The 21,831-nt window shown below is 64.2% G+C and carries 7 protein-coding genes and 1 pseudogene; 2 read left to right on the plus strand and 6 right to left on the minus strand.

The window, feature by feature from the left end; translation table 11 throughout:
• Positions 1-26: 26 nt before the first annotated feature.
• Positions 27-533: pseudogene (locus ACXX81_RS08890) on the minus strand (MCP four helix bundle domain-containing protein); the annotation flags it as partial.
• A gap of 196 nt (positions 534-729) precedes the next feature.
• Here ACXX81_RS08890 and ACXX81_RS08895 point away from each other — a divergent pair.
• Positions 730-2,085, plus strand: a complete 1,356-nt coding sequence (locus ACXX81_RS08895; protein ID WP_209982429.1) for an MATE family efflux transporter — start codon at positions 730-732, stop codon at positions 2,083-2,085.
• Positions 2,086-2,106: 21 nt separating this feature from the next.
• On the opposite strand, the gene ACXX81_RS08900 is transcribed toward ACXX81_RS08895, so the two are convergent.
• The 5 genes from ACXX81_RS08900 to ACXX81_RS08920 all read right to left on the minus strand — a co-directional run bounded on the left by ACXX81_RS08900 (position 2,107) and on the right by ACXX81_RS08920 (position 7,543).
• Positions 2,107-3,078, minus strand: a complete 972-nt coding sequence (locus ACXX81_RS08900; protein ID WP_209982426.1) for a terpene synthase family protein — start codon at positions 3,076-3,078, stop codon at positions 2,107-2,109.
• A 30-nt stretch (positions 3,079-3,108) separates the two neighbouring features.
• On the minus strand, positions 3,109-4,038 hold the full coding sequence (gene ispH, locus ACXX81_RS08905) for a 4-hydroxy-3-methylbut-2-enyl diphosphate reductase (RefSeq protein WP_458571529.1): 930 nt from the start codon (positions 4,036-4,038) through the stop codon (positions 3,109-3,111).
• Positions 4,035-5,864 (minus strand): 1-deoxy-D-xylulose-5-phosphate synthase, encoded by a 1,830-nt coding sequence (gene dxs, locus ACXX81_RS08910; RefSeq protein WP_322213755.1) that lies wholly within the window; start codon positions 5,862-5,864, stop codon positions 4,035-4,037. Before dxs ends, ispH begins: the two co-directional genes overlap by 4 nt.
• 1,110 nt (positions 5,865-6,974) lie before the next feature.
• On the minus strand, positions 6,975-7,340 hold the full coding sequence (locus tag ACXX81_RS08915) for a type II toxin-antitoxin system HicB family antitoxin (protein WP_209982420.1): 366 nt from the start codon (positions 7,338-7,340) through the stop codon (positions 6,975-6,977).
• Positions 7,337-7,543: a type II toxin-antitoxin system HicA family toxin gene (locus ACXX81_RS08920; protein ID WP_186351039.1), complete on the minus strand. Its 207-nt coding sequence runs from the start codon at positions 7,541-7,543 to the stop codon at positions 7,337-7,339. The genes ACXX81_RS08915 and ACXX81_RS08920 overlap by 4 nt, the downstream gene beginning before the upstream one ends.
• Positions 7,544-7,796: 253 nt before the next feature.
• On the opposite strand from ACXX81_RS08920, the gene ACXX81_RS08925 reads away from it, so the two are divergent.
• A complete protein-coding gene (locus ACXX81_RS08925) occupies positions 7,797-21,830 on the plus strand; it encodes a non-ribosomal peptide synthase/polyketide synthase (RefSeq protein ID WP_458571530.1) in 14,034 nt (4,677 codons plus the stop codon).
• Position 21,831: the final 1 nt, after the last annotated feature.

A 21,831-nucleotide genomic window follows, 5' to 3' on the forward strand; every position in this document is an offset into this window, starting at 1 on the left:
CGGATCCGCGCCTCTTCAAAATCGATCAATGCGTTGACGCGTTTGAGCCACTCGGAATAGAGGTCTGAACTCTGGGCCAGCAACAGCGCCTGTGCGCCGGCGATGTCGTTATTGCGGCGCAGGCTGATGACGCGCTCCGAAGACGCCAGGGTCTGCGTCTCGATAGCCTTGATATCGTTCAGCAGGCGGGTTTCCTCGGCGCTGGCGCCGCCGTTGCCGAACAGGCGGTCGAGTGGCAGGGCGGCGTCCTGATAGTCTCGCTTGAGCTGGTCGATCTCGGCCAGGTGCCGATTGAGCGCGGTCTCATCCGTGACCAGTACCGCATCGCGAATAGCGATGGCGCGGTTGTGCACGCTGCCTCGAAAATTGATAGCGTAGCGCTGGGCCACGGCGGCTTTTTCGGCGACGTCCTTGAGCGTGCTGTCGATAAAGCCCACGCGCTGGATACCCACGGCGGTGATCAGCACCAACAGTGACAGGGTGGAAGCAAAGCCCAGGCCGATACGCATCGCCAGCGAGACAGGTTTTTTCATGTGAGGCTCGATTCCAGAGGGATGAGAGATGATGGCTAATAGCTATTCCCGGCATGGAATCTACTCACCCGCAACCGGCGCGTCCAATCAGTAATTCGCGCACTTGTCATTGAGCAAATTGATCAAGCGCGGGAACATTGGATCCACATACGGTATAACTTGTGGATGCGTTAGTTCTTCGAGGCACCGTTTTTTCATGCAAAACCTTGTGCAACGCCCGCTGTGGCAGACCTACCTGTTCTTTCTCGCACCGATGGTGCTGTCCAACTTCCTGCAAAGCTTTTCCGGCACGTTAAACGGTATTTATGTCGGGCAAATGCTCGGCACCCAGGCGCTGGCGGCGGTGTCGGGAATGTTTCCCATCGTGTTCTTTTTCATTGCCCTGGTGATCGGCCTGGGGGCGGGCGCTTCGGTATTGATCGGCCAGGCGTGGGGGGCTGGCGAGACGGGCATGGTCAAGGTCATCACCGGTGCCACGCTGACCCTCGGCGCGCTGGTGGGGCTCATCGCGGCCGTGCTGGGCAGCCTGTTTGCGCGGCCGGCGTTGCAGGCGCTGGGTACACCGCTGGACGTGCTCGACGATGCGGTGGGTTACGCGCAGGTAATGATGTTGATCATGCCGCTGCTGCTGGTGTTCATCCTTTATACCCAATTGCTGCGCGGGGTCAGCGACACGGTGTCGCCACTGCTGGCGCTGATGGTCTCGACCCTGACGGGGCTGCTGCTGACCCCCGCGTTGATTCGCGGCTGGATCGGCCTGCCGCCCATGGGCATCCAGAGCGCAGTCTATGCGGGGCTGGTGGGCAACACCCTGGCCATGCTGTTTTTGATCCTGCGCCTGCGCCATAAAAAGCACGTGATGGCGCCGGATCGCCAGTTGCTCGCGGCGTTACGCCTGGACCGTGCGATCCTCGGCAAGGTGCTGCGCATCGGCCTGCCGACGGGGCTGCAGATGGTGGTGCTGTCGTTGTCGGAGCTGGTGATTCTGGCACTGGTCAACGGCCACGGTTCCCAAGCCACCGCGGCCTATGGCGCGGTGACGCAGATCGTCAACTATGTGCAGTTTCCGGCGCTGTCGATTGCCATCACCGCCTCGATCCTCGGCGCCCAGGCGATTGGCGCGGGGCGTGTGGAGCGCATCGGGCCGATCCTGCGCGCCGGGCTGTTGATCAATACCTGCCTGACCGGCGGCCTGATCGTGCTGGGTTACGGCCTGTCACACTGGTTGCTGGGGTTGTTCATCACCGACGACACCGCGCGGGTCAATGCCGAACACCTGTTGCACATCATGCTGTGGAGCATCCTGGTGTTCGGCTTCCAGGCCGTGATCGGCGGCATCATGCGCGCCAGCGGCGTGGTGCTGATGCCGGTGGTGATCTCGATTGTCTGTGTGCTGTTCGTCGAGCTGCCGGTGGCGTACCTGCTCAATGCGCACTTCGGCCTCGAAGGCGTGTGGATGGCGTTTCCGGTGACCTACCTGATGATGCTCGCCCTGCAGATCGCGTACTACCGGTTGGTGTGGCGCCACAAGCAGATCAAGCGGTTGATCTGACAGGCGCGCAATCAGGCTGACTCATACCTGATAGCGCGCGCTGTGGCGGTGCCATTCGTTATTGCCGGCCAGCCAGGCTTTTACGCCGGTCAGGAAGCGTTGCAGGGATGGCGAGGCGTGTTCGAGCAGTGCACGTTCCCGGGCTTGGTACTGATGCATGATGCTGTTGTGGATGTCGGCGGTCAGCCACAGGCCTTCCTGCAAGGAACAGTGCTGTTCGTGAGCCAACAATAATGGCAGGTTGAAGTCGCCTATTTGCGGCTGCGCTTCCTTGGGCGCGGAGTAGACGTCATTGGCAATGATGGTTGCACTGGCCGCCAGATTGACCACTTCGCGCACCGGCGCGGAGAAATATACAGCGGCGTCCAGTTCATAGCCGCCCACAATATCGATCAACGCCATGCAGGGTAGAAAACTGTTGACCTGTCGCTGCGCCAGGTATTCCCAGACGCAGGGCAGACTGAGTTCGATGCGCCATGAGGCTTCAGCGTTCATGGTGACGAACATGGCAATCGTCTCCAGCCGAACGCGAGCCATCTGGGGCTCGGAGCCGTAGCGCGCCAGATGACTCATATAACCTTGCAGGCCGCGCAATACCGGATCGGCGCTCAGCGCGCGTTGCAATGACAAATCGTGCGGCGAGGTCAGATAGGCCTTGTCCAGTGCCGCCAGTGCCAGCGACAGGCGCGGGCCCAGCAGCCTGGGAGCCGAGCCGCTGCGTTCATCGTCACAATACTGATCGTCCACCGCGAACAGCGCCGCTATGCATTTTGCCGACAGCAGCAGGCGGTCCGGTACGTCGGTATCGGGGTGGCAGAGCATCGCAAATCGCCCGAAATTGGAAGCGCGTACCTTGTCCGTCTGCCCCTCGAATATGCCCACCTCACTGACCCACGCCAGTAACAGGTCGTTGACGTGATTGCCAAGCGCTTCATCGATATGCGTCGGTGAAGGGCATTCCAGCGGCGGTATCTCCAGACGGAGGTTATTCATCGTGCCTGCTCCTGCGTTATAGCGTGACGGTTATTGTCGGGCGATCAACCCGTGAGGCAGTTGAAACTGAGCGTGCTCCTCGCGACCGGGCAAGGTGTGTATGTGCAACGGTTCAATGCGTGCCAGGGCTGCAATCACATCCTGCACCGAGGCCTCGGGGGTTGAAGCGCCTGCACTGATGCCAACGCTCATCTGCGGTGTAAACCAGCGTGGATCCACTTCGCTGCCGTCGGCCACCAGATAGCTGGGCGTGCCGCTGTCATTGGCCAACGTGCACAACGTCATCGCGTTGGCGCTGTTGGCATTGCCGACGATCAGTAACACATCCACTTGTGTGCAGAGTTCGCGTACGGCTCGCTGGCGATTTTGCACGGCATAGCAAATATCGCGGCTGGACGGCCCCACGATGTCGGGGTAGCGCCGTTTCAGGGCGTCGACCACCTTGCGCGTGTCGTCGACGCTCAAGGTGGTCTGGGTGAGATAAGCGAGCGGTGTACGGGGAGAAAATCCCAGTGCGTTGACCTGATCGACCGTCTGGATCAGGGTGATCGAGGCGTCTATCTGGCCCAGTATGCCGATGACCTCAGGATGTCCGGGTTCGCCGATCAGAATCAGCCGATAACCCATGGAGGCGTACTGGCGGCCATGGTTGTGCACCTTGGTCACCAGCGGACAGGTGGCATCCAGCACATGAAGATGGCGCTGCGACGCCTCCTGCTCCACAGCGCGCGTCACACCGTGTGCACTGAAAATGGTCACGGCACCACTCGGCACCTGGTCAAGCTCTTCGACAAAAATGGCGCCGTGATCCTGCAATGTCCGAACAACATGGCGGTTGTGCACGATTTCATGCCGTACGTAGACAGGGGTGCCATGTTGCTCCAGGGCCTGCTCGACCGTGTCGATGGCGCGTATCACACCGGCGCAGAAACCCCGTGGCTGAGCCAGGAAAATGTTCATGTTCGTGCACTCGCCTGGCAGGCCGACATAGCGTCGGGCGCCAGGGAACCCAACTGCTGCTCACGGGCGAATTGCTGTATTGAACGGGCGATGCCGATTGCGTCCAGGCTGTAGTGGCTTAATAGCTCGTCAGGTGTTCCATGTTCGATGAAATGGTCGGGCAAGCCCAGTTGCAGCAGCGGCGGGCGTTGTTTCAGGCCGGCCAGATACTCCAGGCAGGCTGATCCGGCACCGCCCATGATGCAGCCCTCTTCAACGGTCACCAGTGCGTCATGTGCCTGCGTGAGCGACAGGATCAGCTCGGCGTCCAGCGGTTTTATGAACCGCATATTGGCCACTGTGACATCGACCAGTGTTGCCGCTTCCAGCGCCCTTTGCGTCATTGAGCCAAATGCCAGGACGGCGATGCGCTGCCCGTGGGCCTGGGTGCTGGTGCGACGAATCTCACCTTTGCCAATCGGCAGTTCCCTCGGTTCGCAGCACGGTTTGGATGCGTTTGCTGACCCTCGTGGGTAACGCACCGCGCAGGGTCCGGATTGTTGCAGTGCGGTGTGCAGCATCTGTCGACATTCGTCTTCGTCTGCGGGGGCCATCAAGATGAGGTTGGGAATGCAGCGCAGGCAGGCAATATCGAATGCGCCCGTATGGGTTGCGCCATCGGCGCCGACGATCCCGGCGCGGTCGATGGCCAGTACCACCGGCAACTGCTGCAGGGCGATGTCATGGATCAGTTGATCGTAGCCGCGCTGCAAGAACGTCGAATAGATGGCCACCACCGGTTTCATGCCCTCGGCTGCCAATGCTGCGGCAAACGTCAGCGCATGCTGCTCGGCAATACCAACGTCGAAGTAGCGATCGGCAAATCGACGCTCAAATTCCACCAGGCCCGATCCTTCACGCATGGCGGGGGTAATCACGACCACTCGTGGGTCGCGCTCGGCTTCATCAGCCAGCCATTGACCGAACACCTGCGTATACGTAGGTGCAGCAGGGGCCGCCGAGCGAATACCGACGATGGGGTCAAATTTCCCCGGCCCGTGATAGAGCACCGGGTCGGCCGCGGCGGGCGGGTAGCCGTGGCCTTTTTCGGTAACGATATGCAGCAATTGGGGCCCGCGACGGTCTTTCAAGGTGTAGAGCACGTCGAGCAATTGCCCGAGGTCATGCCCGTCGATGGGGCCTGTGTAGGTGAAACCCATGGCCTCGAACAGGTTTGCCGAAGGGCCGTCACTGCGCCTGGCGGCCAACGCGTCCAAGTGCTCGCGCAGCATGCCTACCGACGGCGAGATGGACAGCGCGTTGTCGTTCAGGATTACCAGCAGGGGAAGGTCCCGATACAACCCCGCGTTGTTCATGGCTTCAAAGGCCATGCCACCACTCAATGCGCCGTCACCGATCACCGCGACGCAATGCCTCTTGCGCGCGTGATGGCGGGAGGCAATGGCCATGCCCAGCGCGGCCGAGATCGAGGTGCTGGAGTGGGCGGTGCCAAAACAGTCGTAAGGGGATTCACTGCGTCGGGGGAAGCCTGAAATCCCGCCAAACTGGCGAATGGTGCCCATCTGCGCACGGCGCTCGGTCAGGATTTTATGGGCATACGCCTGGTGTCCCACGTCCCAGATAATCCGGTCGTCGGGGGTATCGAAGACGTAATGCAGGGCGATGGTCAGTTCCACAGTGCCCAGGTTCGCAGACAGATGCCCGCCAGTGGCGCTGACGCTGTTGAGGATGAAATTGCGCAGTTCATCAGCGAACGAGGCCAGCGCTTGCGTGGGCAAGGCACGCAGATCAGCAGGGTTGTCGACAGTGCCGAGGCGTTGGTTCATAGCATGACTCCGAAGTGTCTATGCCATCGGACGGTACTGCGGACCAAATGGGATTGAGGAAACGAAATGTAAACTTAGTGAATCAAGGGCAGAAAACAAGGGTTGGCCTTAGTTTGATTTCGAATTGACGTTATTCACAAGGCGATCAATGGGTTGTATACGCGCGAAGGCTAGCTTGTTGTGGCGAGCGGGCTTGCCCCGCGTTGGGGTGCGAAGCGCCCCCAATCAAGCAAAACGCGGTGTACCTGATACGGCTCAGCGTCTGGTTTTGGGGCTGCTGCGCAGCCCAACGCAGGACAAGCCTGCTCGCCACAGGGAATCTGCGCTTAACTGACTGGCATTAGGGCTTGCCCCGCGTTGGGCTGCGCAGCAGCCCCCAAGCGACGATTCGACTTGCTCGCGAAGACGATTTTTCGGTGTATCTATCCGTTTCTGCGGTAACGACGACTTAGGGTTCCGCCCTTACGGCGGCTCACTTTTGAAAAGCGCAAAAGTAAGCAAAACGCTCTTGCCCCCAACACTCGGCACCTCGCCCAGGCTCGGTGTGCCCTCATGCAGGCTTTGGAGCGTGGGCCGCCGCGATGGGCCATCCTTGGCCCAGCGCGGCTAACCAAACCTGCGTTCGGCCAGCGTGTTTGACGGGGCGCCTAAGATCAAGATCAAGAGCGCGGCGGCCTGAGAGCCGACCGAAATGGTCTGCCGAACGCTGTACAAAATGTGGGAGGGGGCTTGCTCCCGATGGCGTCGGCCCAGCAAACATTGATGTTGAAGACCCACCGCTTTCGCGGGCAAGTCGAATCGTAGCACCGCCGCTCCCACAGGGGAGCGGCGCTTAACTGAACGGCATTGGGGCAAGCCCTAATGCCGTTCAGTTAAGGAAAATGTGTGGGCTTATTGTGGCGAGCGGGCTTGCCCCGCGTTGGGGTGCGAAGCGCCCCCAATCAAGCAAAACGCGGTGTACCTGATACGGCTCAGCGTCTGGTTTTGGGGCTGCTGCGCAGCCCAACGCAGGACAAGCCTGCTCGCCACAGGGAATCTGCGCTTAACTGACTGGCATTAGGGCAAACCCGCTCGCCACAGGGATGGAGTTACCCAACAGCACCGATGGAGTCAACTGGTCACTGTGCAGGTACCGGCACCTTGATGTTGTAAAAGCTCATTCAACGCCTGGCGGGTGAGGTCGTTCAGGGTGACTTTCTTGCGGTTGGCCTCAAGCGCAGCCGCCAGGTGCAGGTCGTGCCCGACCCGCACATTGAACGAGCCCTTGCAGGGTTTTTCCGGTGTTTGCCCGAGCGCCTGGCAGGTGGCGAGGTAATCGTCCACCGCCTCCTGGAACGCCGTGTCCAGCTCGGCGACTGTCTTGCCTTCGTAGCTCACCAATGCCTTGATGAACAGCACTTTGCCGAACAGGCAGTTGTCTTCGAGGCTGGCTTCGATAGAGCCGATGTAGCCTTTGTGTTTCAGTTGGTTGTTCACTGAATCAGGTCTCCTGATTTCAATTGTTCGATGATCTGACGCCGAATGTAATGCTTCAGTTCGTTGCCGGGGTGAGGCTTGTGCAAGGTGATCATTGCCGTCGGGTCGCCGATGTCGAACTTGACGCGGCTTCCTGCCCCTTCCAGTTGTGTGTAACCGAGACGACGCAACAGCGTGACGAGCTCGGGCCAGGTAAAGGCCATGCGCTCGTTGAGCAGTTTGGCCAGCAGCTTTTCATTTTGGACACGGCGCTCCTTGCCTGTAACTAAAGTTAGTTGCAAAAAGGGATGTACGTCAATGCTGGCTCGGGTTACTGGTGCGTTCCCGGATTTGATGTAACCCCTCGTGACAGCTCGCATCGCGCCTTTCCCTCCTCGCTAATTTTTCCCTTCGCGGTTCGTTTTATAGGGACGACGTGCCTTTGTGCTTCCTGCCTATTGCTCCGGACCCTTTGAAATGAATGCTGAAGACTCCTTGAAACTTGCTCGCCGGTTTATCGGGTTGCCCCTGGAAAAACGCCAGCTGTTCCTGCAGGCGTTGCAGAAGGAAGGGGTGGATTTTTCCCGGTTTCCGATCCCGGCAGGCGTGGAGGCGCAGGACCGCCAGGCGCTGTCCTACGCGCAGCAACGCATGTGGTTTCTCTGGCAGTTGGACCCCGCCAGCGGCGCCTACAACCTGCCCGGTGCGGTGCGGCTCAAGGGCGCGCTGAGTGTGCCCGCGATGGAGCAGGCATTCGCCAGCCTGATCGCGCGCCACGAAACCCTGCGCACGGTGTTCCAGCGTCAGGCCGATGAGCGCCTGCAGCAGGTCGCCGTCGAGCCATCATTGATTATTGAACAGTCGGATATCAGCAATCTGCCCGCCGCTGCGCGCGAACAGGCAGTCGCTGCGGCGGCCACTGCGCAATCGCTGCAGCCATTCAACCTGGAAACCGGCCCGCTGCTGCGCGTGCAACTGCTCAAGCTCGACGTTCGGGAGCACGTCCTGCTGTTGACCTTGCACCACATCGTGTCCGATGGCTGGTCGATGAACGTGTTGATCGACGAGTTCATCCGTTTCTACGACGCTCATGAACGCAACGAGAAGCCGCAACTGCCTGCGCTGCCGATCCAGTACAGCGACTACGCCCTGTGGCAGCGTCGCTGGCTGGAAGCCGGGGAGCAGGCCCGCCAGCTCGATTACTGGCAGGCGCGCCTGGGTGATGAACACCCGGTGCTGGAGTTGCCCACCGATCGCCCGCGCCCGGCGCTGCCGAGTTACCGGGGCACCCGCCATAACTTCGCGATCGACCCCGCGCTGGCCGCCCAACTGCGTCGCTGCGCGCAAGCACACAACGTAACCCTGTTCATGCTGTTGCTCGGTGCGTTCAATGTGCTGCTGCATCGCTACACGGGCCAGGGCGATATTCGCATCGGCGTGCCGATTGCCAACCGCAATCGCAGCGAGGTCGAAGGGCTGATCGGCTTTTTCGTCAACACCCAGGTGCTGCGCACCGAGCTGACCGGGCAGACGCGCATCGGCGAGCTGCTGCAGGGCATCAAAGAGCATGCGCTCGGCGCCCAGGCGCATCAGGAACTGCCGTTCGAGCGCCTGGTGGAAGCGCTCAAGGTGGAACGCAGCCTCAGCCACACGCCGTTGTTCCAGGTGATGTACAACCACCAGCCGGTGGTGGCCGATATTGCCTCGGTGAGCACCGCCTCGGGTCTCGCGCTGTCCGAGGTGGAGTGGCAGGGCCGCACCACCCAGTTCGACCTGAGCCTGGACACCTGGGAAAAGTCCGGCACCCTGCATGCCGCGCTGACCTACGCCAACGACCTGTTCGACGCGCCGACCATCGAGCGCATGGCGCAGCACTGGATCAGCCTGTTGCAGGCCATGGTCAGCGACGGCGAACAGCGTGTCGGCGAATTGCCGATGCTCGACGAAAGCGAGCAAACGCTGCTGGTGCAGGCCTGGAACCAGACCGCCGAACATTACCCCGGCGAGCGCGCCCTGCATCGGTTGATCGCCGAACAGGTGCAACGCACCCCGCACGCCCCCGCGCTGGTGTTCGGCGCCAGCACCTTGACCTATAGCGAACTCGACACCCGCGCCAACCAACTGGCCAACGCCCTGTGCGAGCGCGGTGTCGGCCCTGACGTGCTGGTGGGCATCTGCGTCGAGCGCTCCGTCGAAATGGTGGTGGGCCTGCTGGCGGTCCTCAAGGCTGGTGGCGCCTACGTGCCGCTGGACCCTGAGTACCCGCGCGAGCGCCTGGCCTACATGATCGAAGACAGCGGCGTCGCGCTGCTGCTCACTCAGGACGCCTTGCTGACGTTGCTGCCAACGGACGGCCTGCAGGTCATGGTGCTCGACCCTGCGCTGAGCGGGTTCGACGCCTTCAGTCCGCACGCGCCCCAGGTCGACGTCGATGCGCTGAACCTCGCCTACGTGATCTACACCTCCGGTTCCACCGGCAAGCCCAAGGGCGCCGGCAACAGCCATCGCGCGCTGGTCAACCGCTTGTGCTGGATGCAACAGGCCTATCGGCTGGACGCCAGTGACGCAGTCCTGCAGAAAACCCCATTCAGCTTCGACGTCTCGGTGTGGGAATTCTTCTGGCCGTTGATGACCGGCGCACGCCTGGTGGTCGCCGCCCCCGGCGAACACCGCGAGCCGGCGCGGCTGATCGAGACCATCGGCCGGCACGCCATTACCACCCTGCATTTCGTACCGTCGATGCTGCAGGCATTTATCCATGAGCCCGGCGTGCAGGCCTGCGCCAGCCTCAAGCGCATCGTGTGCAGCGGCGAAGCCCTGGCGCTGGATGCGCAGCAGCAGGTGTTCGCCAGACTGCCGGCGACGGCCTTGTACAACCTCTACGGCCCCACCGAAGCCGCCATCGACGTGACCCACTGGACCTGCGTCGACGAGGGCGCCGACAGCGTGCCCATCGGCCGTCCGATTGCCAACCTCGCCACCTACGTGCTCGACGCGCAGCTCAACCCGGTGCCTGCCGGCGTGTCCGGTGAGCTGTACCTGGGCGGTATCGGCCTGGCGCGCAGCTACCATCGGCGCCCGGCGTTGACGGCCGAGCGTTTCGTGCCCAGCCCGTTCACCGCAGGCGAGCGCCTGTACCGCACCGGTGACCGCGTGCGCCAGCGTGTCGATGGCGTGATCGACTACCTTGGGCGCCTCGATCATCAGGTCAAGCTGCGCGGCCTGCGCATCGAACTGGGCGAAATCGAAACCCGCCTCATGCAGCACCCGCAGGTGCGTGAAGCCGTGGTGCTGGTGCATGGCGGCAAACAACTGGTGGCGTGGCTGGTGCCGGAAGGCGAAGCGCCAACCGATCTCAACACCTGGCTGCTCGGCAGCCTGCCCGAGTACATGGTGCCCACCCACTTCGTGCACCTGAGCAAACTGCCGGTGACCGCCAATGGCAAGCTCGACCGCAAGGCATTGCCTGCGCCGGACGCCGCGCCGCAGCAAGTCTTTGTCCCAGCGGAAAATGCCCTGCAAAAGACCCTGGCAACGATCTGGGCCGATGTGCTCGGTGTAGAGCAGGTCGGCCTGGAAGACAACTTCTTCGAACTGGGCGGCGACTCGATCATCTCCATCCAGGTCGTCAGTCGCGCACGTCAGGCGGGGATTCGTCTCAGTCCGCGCGACCTGTTCCAGTACCAGAACGTGCGCAGCCTGGCGCTGGTGGCAAGTGTCGAGCAGGTCAGCCTGATCGACCAGCAACCGGTGCAAGGCGAGGTGCGCCTGACCCCGGTGCAGCAGCACTTTTTCGCCCAGGCGATCCCGGCGCGTCATCACTGGAACCAGTCCCTGCTGCTGACCCCGCGCGAAACCCTCGCGCCTGCTCGCCTTGAAGCAGCGCTGACGCAATTGATCAACCATCACGACGCCTTGCGCCTGCGCTTTGTGTCGCAGGCCGAAGGCTGGACGCAAAGCCACGCCGCACCGGTGGCCGAAGCGGCGCTGTGGCAGTCCCGTGCCGACAGCGATGCTGAACTGGCCGCGTTGTGCGATGACGCCCAGCGCAGTCTCGACCTGGCGCAAGGCCCGCTGCTGCGCGCAGCGCTGGTGAACATGGCCGATGGCACCCAGCGTTTGCTGCTGGTGATCCACCACCTGGTGGTGGACGGCGTGTCCTGGCGCATCCTGCTGGACGACCTGCAACAGGCCTACCATGATGCCGCGCTGCCGGCGAAGACCAGCGCCTATCAGCACTGGGCGCGGCATCTGCACGACCACGCGCAGACCCTCAACGGGCAACTGCCGTACTGGCAGGCGCAAACCGTCGACACCGAACTGCCTTGCGACCACCCCGAGGGCGGTCTGCAGAACCGTCTGGGCAGCAGGATCGAAGTGCGCCTTGACGCCGAGCACACGCGCCAACTGCTGCAGCACGCCCCGGCGGCCTACCGCACCCAGGTCAACGACCTGTTGCTGACCGCACTGGCGCGCGTCATCAGCCGCTGGAGCGCGCAACCGGCCGCGTTGATTCAACTGGAAGGCCATGGCCGCGAAGACCTGTTCGACAGCCTCGACCTGAGCCGCACGGTCGGCTGGTTCACCAGCCTGTTTCCGTTGCGGCTGGAGGCGGGCGGTGAGTTGTCCGGTGCGATCAAGGCGGTCAAGGAGCAATTGCGCGCCGTGCCCGATAAAGGCATCGGCTACGGCTTGTTGCGCTACCTCGGCACGCCCGACGCTGGCGCTGCCTTGTCGAATCTGGCCGCGCCGCGCATCACCTTCAACTACCTGGGCCAGTTCGATCGCCAGTTCGATGAGTCGGCGCTGTTCGTTCCGGCCACCCAGGGCAGCGGCCTGGCCCAGGACCCCGAGGCGCCGCTGGCCAACTGGTTGACGGTGGAAGGGCAGGTGTACGGCGGTGAACTGGCGTTGCAATGGGGCTTCAGTCGCGAGATGTTCGACGCGGCAACCATCCAGCGCCTGGCGGATGAATACGCCGTCGAACTCAAGGCCCTGATCGCCCATTGCTGTGCCACGCCTGCCGGGCAAGTCACGCCGTCGGACTTCCCGCTGGCGCGCCTCACCCAGCAGCAGCTGGATGCGCTGCCGGTGCCGGGGCCGGCCATCGCCGACCTGTACCCGTTGTCGCCGATGCAACAGGGCATGCTGTTCCACACCCTCTACGAACCCGAGGCGCAGGCCTACATCAACCAGTTGCGCCTGGATATCGAAGGCCTGGACCTGCTGAAGTTCGGGCGTGCCTGGCAGGCCGCGCTGGACCGTCACGATATCCTGCGCAGCAGCTTCCACTGGCTGGGCCTGGACAGTGCCCATCAACTGATCCAGCGCCAGGTCGACCTGCAATTGCAGGTGATTGAAGACCCAGACGCCGACGTCGATGCGCTGGCCGATGCCGAGCGCGAGCAGGGCTTCGCGCTCGACCGCGCGCCGCTGTTCCGTCTGCTGCTGGTGCGCGGTGCCGGGGTTGCCTGGCACCTTGTTTTCACCAGTCACCACATCCTGATGGACGGCTGGAGCAACGCCCAGTTGCTCGGCGAAGTCATCGCCCATTACGCGGGCCACGCGGTGCCTGCGCCATTGGGGCAGTTCCGCGATTACCTCGGCTGGCTGCAACAGCAGGCATCCGGCGAAGCGTTCTGGAAAACCGCCCTGGCCCCCGTGCAGGCGCCGACCCTGCTGGCCGATGCGCTGCGTGCGCCGGTAGACGGCGTGGGCATGGCCGAGCATCAGGTGGCGTTTGGCAGTGAGTTCAGCGCCGCCCTCGGCACGTTCGCGCGCCAGCACAAAGTGACCCTCAACACCGTGCTGCAGGGCGCCTGGAGCCTGTTGCTGCAACGCTACAGCGGCCAGGACTGCGTGGTGTTTGGCGCCACGGTCGCCGGGCGGTCCGCGCCGCTGCCGGGCATCGAGCAGCAACTGGGCCTGTTCATCAACACCCTGCCGATCATCAGCGCCGCCTCGCCGGCCCAGTCGACAGGCGCGTGGCTGGGCGAGTTGCAGGCGCTCAACCTCAGCCTGCGTGACCACGAACACGTGCCGCTCTACACCATCCAGGGCTGGGCCGGCCAGCAGGGCGCAGCGCTGTTCGACACGCTGCTGGTGTTCGAAAACTTCCCGGTCGCCGAAGCACTCAAGCAGGGCGCGCCTGCCGGGCTGACCTTCGGGGCACTGCACAGCCACGAGCGCACCAGCTACCCGCTGACCCTTGGCATCGAACTGGGCGAGCGCCTGCGTCTGGAATTCAGCTATGACCGCGCGCGCTTCAGTGCCGCGCAGGTGGCGCGATTGAGCGCCAACCTGCAGCATCTGCTGGCGCAAATGATGGCGGATGCCGACAGCTGCCTGGGCAACCTGCAACTGCTGGACGCCAGCGCGCAGCGCGAGGTGCTCGCCCTCAGCCAACAGCCCGATGCAGCCCCGCGCCCTCTGCGGGTACATCAGCGCATCGCCGCCCAGGCCCTGGCGACGCCGGCCGCCCTGGCGGTGCAGGCGGGCAGCGAGCGCCTGGACTATGCCGCGCTCAATGCGCGGGCCAACCGCCTGGCGCACCGCTTGCTGGAGCTGGGCGTAGGTCCGGGGCAACGAGTGGGATTGGCGTCGCGGCGCGGCCCGCAACTGATTGTCAGCCTGCTGGCCGTGCTCAAAAGCGGCGCCGCCTATGTACCGCTGGACCCGAGCTATCCGGCCGACCGTCTGGCCTACATGCTGGCGGACAGCCGCCTGGACCTGTTGCTCAGCGAAACCGGGCTGCTGGTCGAGTTGCCGCTGCCCCCAGCACTGACGCGCCTGGCATTCAGCGCCGGCGGTGAAGAACTGGCCGATTATCCGTCAAGCAATCCGCCCAACCACGCGCAGGTCGCAGACCTCGCCTACGTGATCTACACCTCCGGCTCCACCGGCCAGCCCAAGGGCGTGGCCATCGATCACGCCGCCCTCGGTCAGTTCTGCGACAGCGCCCACAGCTACAGCCAACTGACCACACAAGACCGTGTGCTGCAATTTGCCACGTTCAGCTTCGACGGCTTTGTCGAGCAATGCTACCCGCCGCTGTGTGCGGGCGCGGCGCTGATTATGCGCGGCGATGAACTGTGGGATGCCGGGCAACTGGCCCGGGAAATCGTCGAGCAGGGCGTGACCCTGGCTGACTTGCCGGCCGCCTACTGGTATTTGCTCGCCAGGGAGTGCGCTGAGAGTCGGCGCTCCCTGGGCAACCTGCGTCAGGTGCACGTGGGCGGTGAAGCCATGGCCGTGGAAGGCGTGCGCGCCTGGCATGCGGCCGGGCTGGGCGCGGTGCGCTTGCTCAATACCTACGGGCCGACCGAGGCCACGGTGGTGTCCAGCGTGCATGACTGCCAATTGGCCGATGCTGGCGACGCGTTTGGCGTGCCCATTGGCCGCGCGATTGCGGGCCGTGCGCTGTATGTGCTCGACAGCGGTTTCGAGCTGCTGGCCACCGACGGCGTCGGCGAATTGTGCATCGGTGCCCACGCCGGCCTGGCCCAGGGCTATTTCGAGCGTCCGGCGCTGACCGCCGAACGCTTCCTGCCGGACCCGTTTTCCAGCGTCCCCGGCGCGCGGCTCTACCGCAGCGGCGACCTGGCCCGTTACACCGAGGCCGGTGCGCTGGAATACGTGGGGCGCATCGACCACCAAGTGAAGATTCGCGGTTTCCGTATCGAGATGGGCGAAATCGAGGCCGGCCTGCAAGCCTTGCCGCAGGTGCGTGAGGCGGCCGTGCTGGCCCTGCCGGGCGCGACCGGTGCACAACTGGTGGCCTACGTCGTCGCGGCCCAGGCCCACAGCCTGGACACCCAGGCGCTGGCGGCGACCCTGCGCCGGTCATTGCCGGACTACATGGTGCCCGCGCAATGGGTGGTCCTTGACGCCTTGCCGCTCAACATCAACGGCAAGCTGGATCGCCGCGCACTGCCGGCACCGGACCTGAACCTGACGCGGCAGGCTTACCGTGTCCCGCAAAGCCCGCTGCAACAACAGTTGGCGGTGATCTGGCAGAGGGTGTTGCAGGTTGAGCAGGTGGGCCTTGATGACCACTTTTTCGAGCGCGGCGGCCATTCATTGCTCGCCACCCAGGTGGTCTCGCGAGTGCGCCATGAACTGGCGCTGGAAGTGCCGCTGCGCGCGCTGTTCGAACAGCCGACCCTGCAAGCCTTCGCCCTGGCCTGCGCCGGCTTGCAGGCCGATACGGCGCCGGCGCTGACGGCCATTGGCCGAGACCAACCACTGGCCCTGTCTTTCGCCCAGGAGCGCCAGTGGTTCCTCTGGCAACTGGACCCCACCAGCGCCGCCTACCATGTGCCCACCGCGCTGCACCTGCGCGGTCAACTGGATACGGCGGCCCTCGAGCGCGCGCTGCAGTGCCTGGTTCAACGTCACGAGCCGTTGCGCACGACCTTTGTGGAGGAGGGCGAGCGTACCTGGCAAAAGATTCACGCGTCCCTCGCCCTGCCGATCGAACGCCAAGCCATCGACGCCCTGGCCATCGAGCAGGCCGTAGTGCAGGAAATCCAGCGTCCCTTCGACCTGCGCAACGGTCCGTTGATGCGGGTGAAACTGCTGGAAATCGACGCTGGGCACCAGGTGCTGGTGATCACCCAGCATCACATCATCTCCGACGGCTGGTCGATGCAAGTGATGGTGGACGAACTGGTGGCGCTGTATCAGGGCCACGCGCCACTGCCGGCGTTGCCAATCCAGTACGCCGACTATGCGCAGTGGCAACGCGATTGGATGGCCGCCGGCGAGCAGCAGCGCCAGCTCGATTACTGGCGCGCAAGGCTGGGCAGCGAGCATGCGCTGCTGGAACTGCCGCTGGACCACCCGCGCCCGGCGGTGCAAAGCCATCGCGGTGCGCGGCGGCAGATTCATCTGGACGCCTCGCTGGTGACCGAACTCAAGGCACTCGCCCAGCGCCAGGACGTGACCCTGTTCATGCTGCTGCTGGCGTCGTTCCAGACCTTGCTGCATCGCTACAGCGGGCAGTCCGAGGTGCGCGTCGGGGTGCCGATTGCCAACCGCAATCGCCTGGAAACCGAGCGCCTGATCGGCTTTTTCGTCAACACCCAGGTGCTCCAGGCCAACCTGCACGGGCAGATGCCCTTCGACCAGTTGCTCGCTCAGGTCAAGCAGCACGCCCTGCAAGCCCAGGCCCATCAGGACTTGCCGTTCGAGCAGTTGGTGGAAGCGCTGCAACCGGCGCGCAGCCTCAGCCATAACCCGCTGTTCCAGGTGATGTTCAATCATCAGGACACCCTGCGCACGGCCCCGCTGCAAGTGGCCGGGCTGGACCTGCAGCCGGTGGACTGGGCGGCGCACACCACCCAGTTTGACCTCAACCTGGAAACCGAAGAGTCCGCCGATGGCCTGTGGGCTTCGCTGACCTACGCCACCGACCTGTTCCTGCCCGCGACCGTGGCGCGCATGGCCGAGCACTGGCACACCCTGCTGCATGCGGTGGTACGCGATGCGTCGCAGGCGCTGGATGAGCTGACCCTGCTCAGCGCGCCGCAGTGCCGGCAAATGCTCGAAGACTGGAACCGCACGCAGGTCGACTACCCGCGCGAGCGCTGCGTGCACCAGCTGTTCGAGGCGCACGCGCTGGCGCAGCCGGAGGCGACCGCCGTGCAATTCAACGGCGACGCCTTGAGCTACGGCGCACTCAATCGCCGCGCCAACGGCCTGGCCCATCGCCTGATCGCGGCGGGCGTGGGCCCTGACGTGCTGGTGGCCGTGCATGTCGAGCGCTCGCTTGCGATGGTGGTCGGCCTGCTGGCGGTCCTCAAGGCCGGTGGCGCCTATGTGCCGCTGGATCCGCAGTTCCCCGCCGATCGCCTGGCGTTCATGCTCGACGACAGCCGTGCCCGGGTGCTGTTGACCCAGTCGCAGTTGCTTGGGCGCCTACCGCTGCCCGACGGCGTGCAGGTGTTGACGATTGACGCTGCCGAGAGTGCCGAGCACAACCCGCAGGTCGAGGTGGCGCCGCAGCACCTGGCCTACGTGATCTACACCTCCGGTTCCACCGGCAGGCCCAAGGGCGTGATGGTGCCGCATCAGGCGCTGTGCAGCTTTGCCAGCGGCATGGCCGCTACCCTGGAGATCGGACGCGAGGCACGGATGCTGTCGCTGACCACCTTCTCGTTCGACATCTTTGCGCTGGAACTGTATGTGCCGTTGACCGTGGGCGCGACGGTGCTGCTGAGCGGACAGGAAATGGCGCTCGACCCCGAAGCGATCATCGACCTGGCCCGCGATCAGGCCGCCACCGTGCTGCAAGCCACACCGTCCAGCTGGCGCATGCTGCTGGAAAGCCCGCGCGCCCGATTGTTGAGCGGTATCAAGCGCCTGTGCGGCGGCGAAGCGCTGCCGGCCGACCTGGCCCAGCGCATGCTCGATCTGCAAGGCCCGGTGTGGAACCTCTATGGCCCCACCGAAACCACCATCTGGTCGGCGGCCCATCGCCTGACCACCGCGCAGCCTTTTGTCGGTAGGCCGGTGGCCAATACCACGCTGTTTATCCTCAACGCCGGACTGACGCCAAGCCCGGTCGGTGCGGCAGGCGAACTGCTGATCGGCGGCATCGGCCTGGCGCGCGGTTACCACGCGCGGCCGGCACTCACGGCCGAGCGTTTTGTGCCCAACCCCTACGGTGCGCCGGGCGAGCGCCTGTACCGCACCGGCGACCTGGCGCGCTACCGCGCCGATGGCGTGGTGGCGTATATCGGTCGGGTCGACCATCAGGTGAAAGTGCGCGGTTTCCGTATCGAGCTGGGCGAAATCGAAGCCTGCCTGCGCGAGCTTGCCGATGTGCGCGAGGCCGTGGTGCTGGCCGATAATGATCGCCTGATCGCGTATCTGGTGACCGCCGAACCGCAACCCCAGGCGTCCTATAAAGCCGCCCTGCGTGAACATTTGCCGGACTACATGGTGCCCGCGCAGGTGATATTTCTCGACAGCCTGCCACTGACCCCCAACGGCAAACTCGATCGCAAGGCATTGCCCAGGGTTGACGCCGCGCTGCCGAGCAAAGGCCATGTGCCGCCGGTCAGCGCGCGCGAGCAACAGGTTGCGGCGATCTGGGCCGACGTCCTGGGCGTGCCGCAGGTCGGCCTCGACGATCACTTCTTCGAATTGGGCGGGCATTCGTTACTGGCCACACGCGTGGTGTCCCGCGTGCGCCAGGCGCTGGCGCTGGAAGTGCCGCTCAAGCGCCTGTTCGAACAACCGTTGCTGGGTGATTTCGTGCGGGCACTGGGCGAGGAGGCGGTGGTTGCACCGCCGCTGGTGCCGGTTGACCGCAGCCAGCCGTTGCCATTGTCCTACGCCCAGGAACGCCAGTGGTTCCTCTGGCAACTGGACCCCGAAAGCGCCGCGTACCATATTCCCAGCGCCCTGCGTTTGCGCGGCCCGCTGGACCTGGCCGCGCTGCAATGCAGTGTCGACACCTTGCTGGCGCGCCATGAAAGCCTGCGCACGCACGTGCGCCAGGAAGGTGGCGCGACGGTGCAGGTCATCGAGGAATCGGGGCTGATCGAAGTCGAGGTGAGCGACAGCGATGAAGCCCGCTTGAAAGCCGACGTTGCGCAGATCATCGGGCAGCCGTTCGATCTGCTGCGCGGGCCCGTGCTGCGGGTCCGGCTGCTGCGTCTGGCGGCCCACGAGCATGTGCTGGTGCTGGTGCAGCACCACATCGTCTCCGATGGCTGGTCGATGCAATTGATGGTCGAGGAACTGGTGCAGATGTACGCCGCGTTCAGCCACGGCCGCACGCCGGCGTTGCCGGCACTGCCAATCCAGTACGCCGACTACGCTGTGTGGCAACGCAACTGGATGCAGGCCGGTGAGAAGGCGCGTCAATTGGCGTACTGGCGCGAGCAGTTGGGCGGCCCGCAACCGGTGCTGGAATTGCCGTTCGACTACCTGCGCCCCGCCGTGCAAAGCCATCGCGGCGCACGCCTGGGCATCGAGTTGTCGGCGCCGCTGTTGGCCGATTTACGCAGCCTGGCCCAACGCTGTGAAGTGACCTTGCCGATGTTGCTGCTGGCGTCTTATCAGGCTTTGCTGCACCGCTACAGCGGCCAGGAAGACGTGCGCGTCGGCGTGCCGATTGCCAACCGCAATCGCCTGGAAACCGAAGGGCTGATCGGCTTTTTCGTCAACACCCAGGTACTCAAGGCCGATATCCACGGGCAGATGAGCGTCGAGCAGCTGTTGCAGCAAACCCGTCAGCGCGCGCTGGAGGCCCAGGCTCATCAGGACCTGCCGTTCGAGCAACTGGTGGAGGCCTTGCAGCCCGAGCGCAGCCTGAGTCTGAGCCCGCTGTTCCAGGTGTTGTTCAACCATCGCCAGACCTCCGTCGACAGCCATTTGCAACGCCTGGACGACTTGAATATCGACGTGTTGAGCTGGGACGACGACATTGCCCAGTTTGATCTGGCGCTGGACGTGGAGGAAAGCCAGCACACGTTGCGCGCGTCCCTGAGTTACGCCACCGACCTGTTCGCCCCGGCGACCATCGAGCGCATGGCCGGCCACTGGCAGAACCTGTTGCGGGCGATGGTCGCCGACCGGCAGCAGAGCATCGGTGCGCTCAACCTGCTGGATGCGGAGGAGCAACAGCAGATTCTTCAGCTATGGAATCGCTCCGACTCCGGCTTCTCGGCTGAGCGGCTGGTGCATGAACTGTTCGCCGACCGCGCGCGGGAAACGCCGCAGGCGGTGGCGGTAAAGTTCGACGCGCAAACCCTGACCTACGGCGAGCTCGACCGCCAGGCCAACCGCCTGGCCCATGCCTTGATCGCCCAGGGCGTCGGCCCGGAAGTGCGGGTGGCGATTGCCATGCCGCGCAGCGCCGAGATCATGGTGGCGTTCCTCGCGGTGATGAAGGCCGGCGGCGTGTATGTGCCGCTGGACATCGAGTACCCGCGTGATCGTCTGCTGTACATGCTGCAGGACAGCCGCGCACAGCTGCTGCTGACGCATACCTGCGCGTTGCAGCAACTGCCGATTCCGCAAGGGCTGGCGACGCTGGCCATCGACCGCACCGAGGACTGGGCCGGTTACAGCGATGCGCCACCGGCTGTCGCGCTGCACGGCGACAACCTCGCCTACGTGATCTACACCTCCGGCTCCACCGGCATGCCCAAGGGCGTCGCGGTGTCCCACGGCCCGTTGGTGGCGCACATCATCGCCACTGGCGAGCGCTACGAAACCGGCCCGGCCGATTGCGAACTGCACTTCATGTCGTTTGCCTTCGACGGCTCCCATGAGGGTTGGATGCACCCGCTGATCAACGGCGCCAGCGTGCTGATCCGCGATGACAGCCTGTGGCTGCCCGAATACACCTACCAGCAAATGCACCGCCATCACGTGACCATGGCGGTGTTCCCGCCGGTGTACCTGCAGCAACTGGCCGAGCACGCCGAGCGCGACGGTAACCCACCGGCGGTGCGGGTTTATTGCTTCGGCGGTGACGCCGTGGCGCAGGCCAGCTATGACCTGGCCTGGCGCGCGCTCAAGCCCACCTATCTGTTCAACGGCTATGGCCCCACCGAAACCGTGGTCACCCCCTTGCTGTGGAAGGCGCGCCAGGGCGACCCGTGCGGCGCCGTCTACGCCCCCATCGGCACCTTGCTCGGCAACCGCAGCGGCTATGTGCTGGATGCGCAGTTGAACCTGCAACCCATCGGTGTGGCCGGTGAGTTGTACCTGGGCGGCGAGGGCGTGGCCCGTGGTTACCTGGAGCGTCCGGCACTCACCGCCGAACGCTTTGTGCCGGACCCGTTCGGCACGCCGGGCAGCCGCGTCTATCGCAGCGGCGACCTGACCCGTGGGCGCCCCGATGGCGTGGTGGATTACCTCGGTCGTGTCGACCACCAGGTGAAAGTCCGCGGTTTCCGTATCGAACTGGGCGAAATCGAAGCGCGCCTGCGCGAACAGGACAACGTCGGTGAAACCGTGGTGGTCGCCCAGGACGGCCCGACCGGCAAGCAACTGGTGGCCTACGTGGTGGCGGCAGAGGCTGTGGCCGACCAGGCCGAGTGGCGCGACACCCTGCGCCGCGCCCTGAAGATGCGCCTGCCGGATTACATGGTGCCGGCGCACCTGGTGTTTCTGGCGCAGATGCCGCTGACCCCCAACGGCAAGCTCGACCGCAAGGCCCTGCCGGTGCCGGACGCCAGCCAGATGCAGCAGCGCTACGTGGCGCCGGTCAGCGAACTGGAACAGCAGGTCGCCGCCATCTGGGCCGACATTCTGCACCTGCCGCAGGTGGGTTTGAACGACAACTTCTTTGCAGTGGGCGGGCATTCCTTGCTGGCGATCCAGATCACCTCGCGGGTCCAGGCCGAACTGGGCCTGGAGGTGCCGTTGATGGAGCTGTTCCAGACCGAATCGCTGCAGGCCTACGTGCAGGCCGCCGCCACCTTGCGCGCCGGTACCGTGGAAGATTTTGATGACCTTCGTGACTTTTTGAGCGAACTAGAGGCGATTTGAC

The organism is Pseudomonas sp. GNP013, from assembly GCF_054343995.1.

Bases quoted from the DNA above. Each gene is read 5' to 3' on its own strand.
- ACXX81_RS08895 (WP_209982429.1), top strand. From the start codon at position 730: ATGCAAAACCTTGTGCAACGCCCGCTGTGGCAGACCTACCTGTTCTTT.
- ACXX81_RS08900 (WP_209982426.1), bottom strand. From the start codon at position 3,078: ATGAATAACCTCCGTCTGGAGATACCGCCGCTGGAATGCCCTTCACCG.
- ispH (WP_458571529.1), bottom strand. From the start codon at position 4,038: ATGAACATTTTCCTGGCTCAGCCACGGGGTTTCTGCGCCGGTGTGATA.
- dxs (WP_322213755.1), bottom strand. From the start codon at position 5,864: ATGAACCAACGCCTCGGCACTGTCGACAACCCTGCTGATCTGCGTGCC.
- ACXX81_RS08920 (WP_186351039.1), bottom strand. From the start codon at position 7,543: ATGGCCTTTACCTGGCCCGAGCTCGTCACGCTGTTGCGTCGTCTCGGT.
- ACXX81_RS08925 (WP_458571530.1), top strand. From the start codon at position 7,797: ATGAATGCTGAAGACTCCTTGAAACTTGCTCGCCGGTTTATCGGGTTG.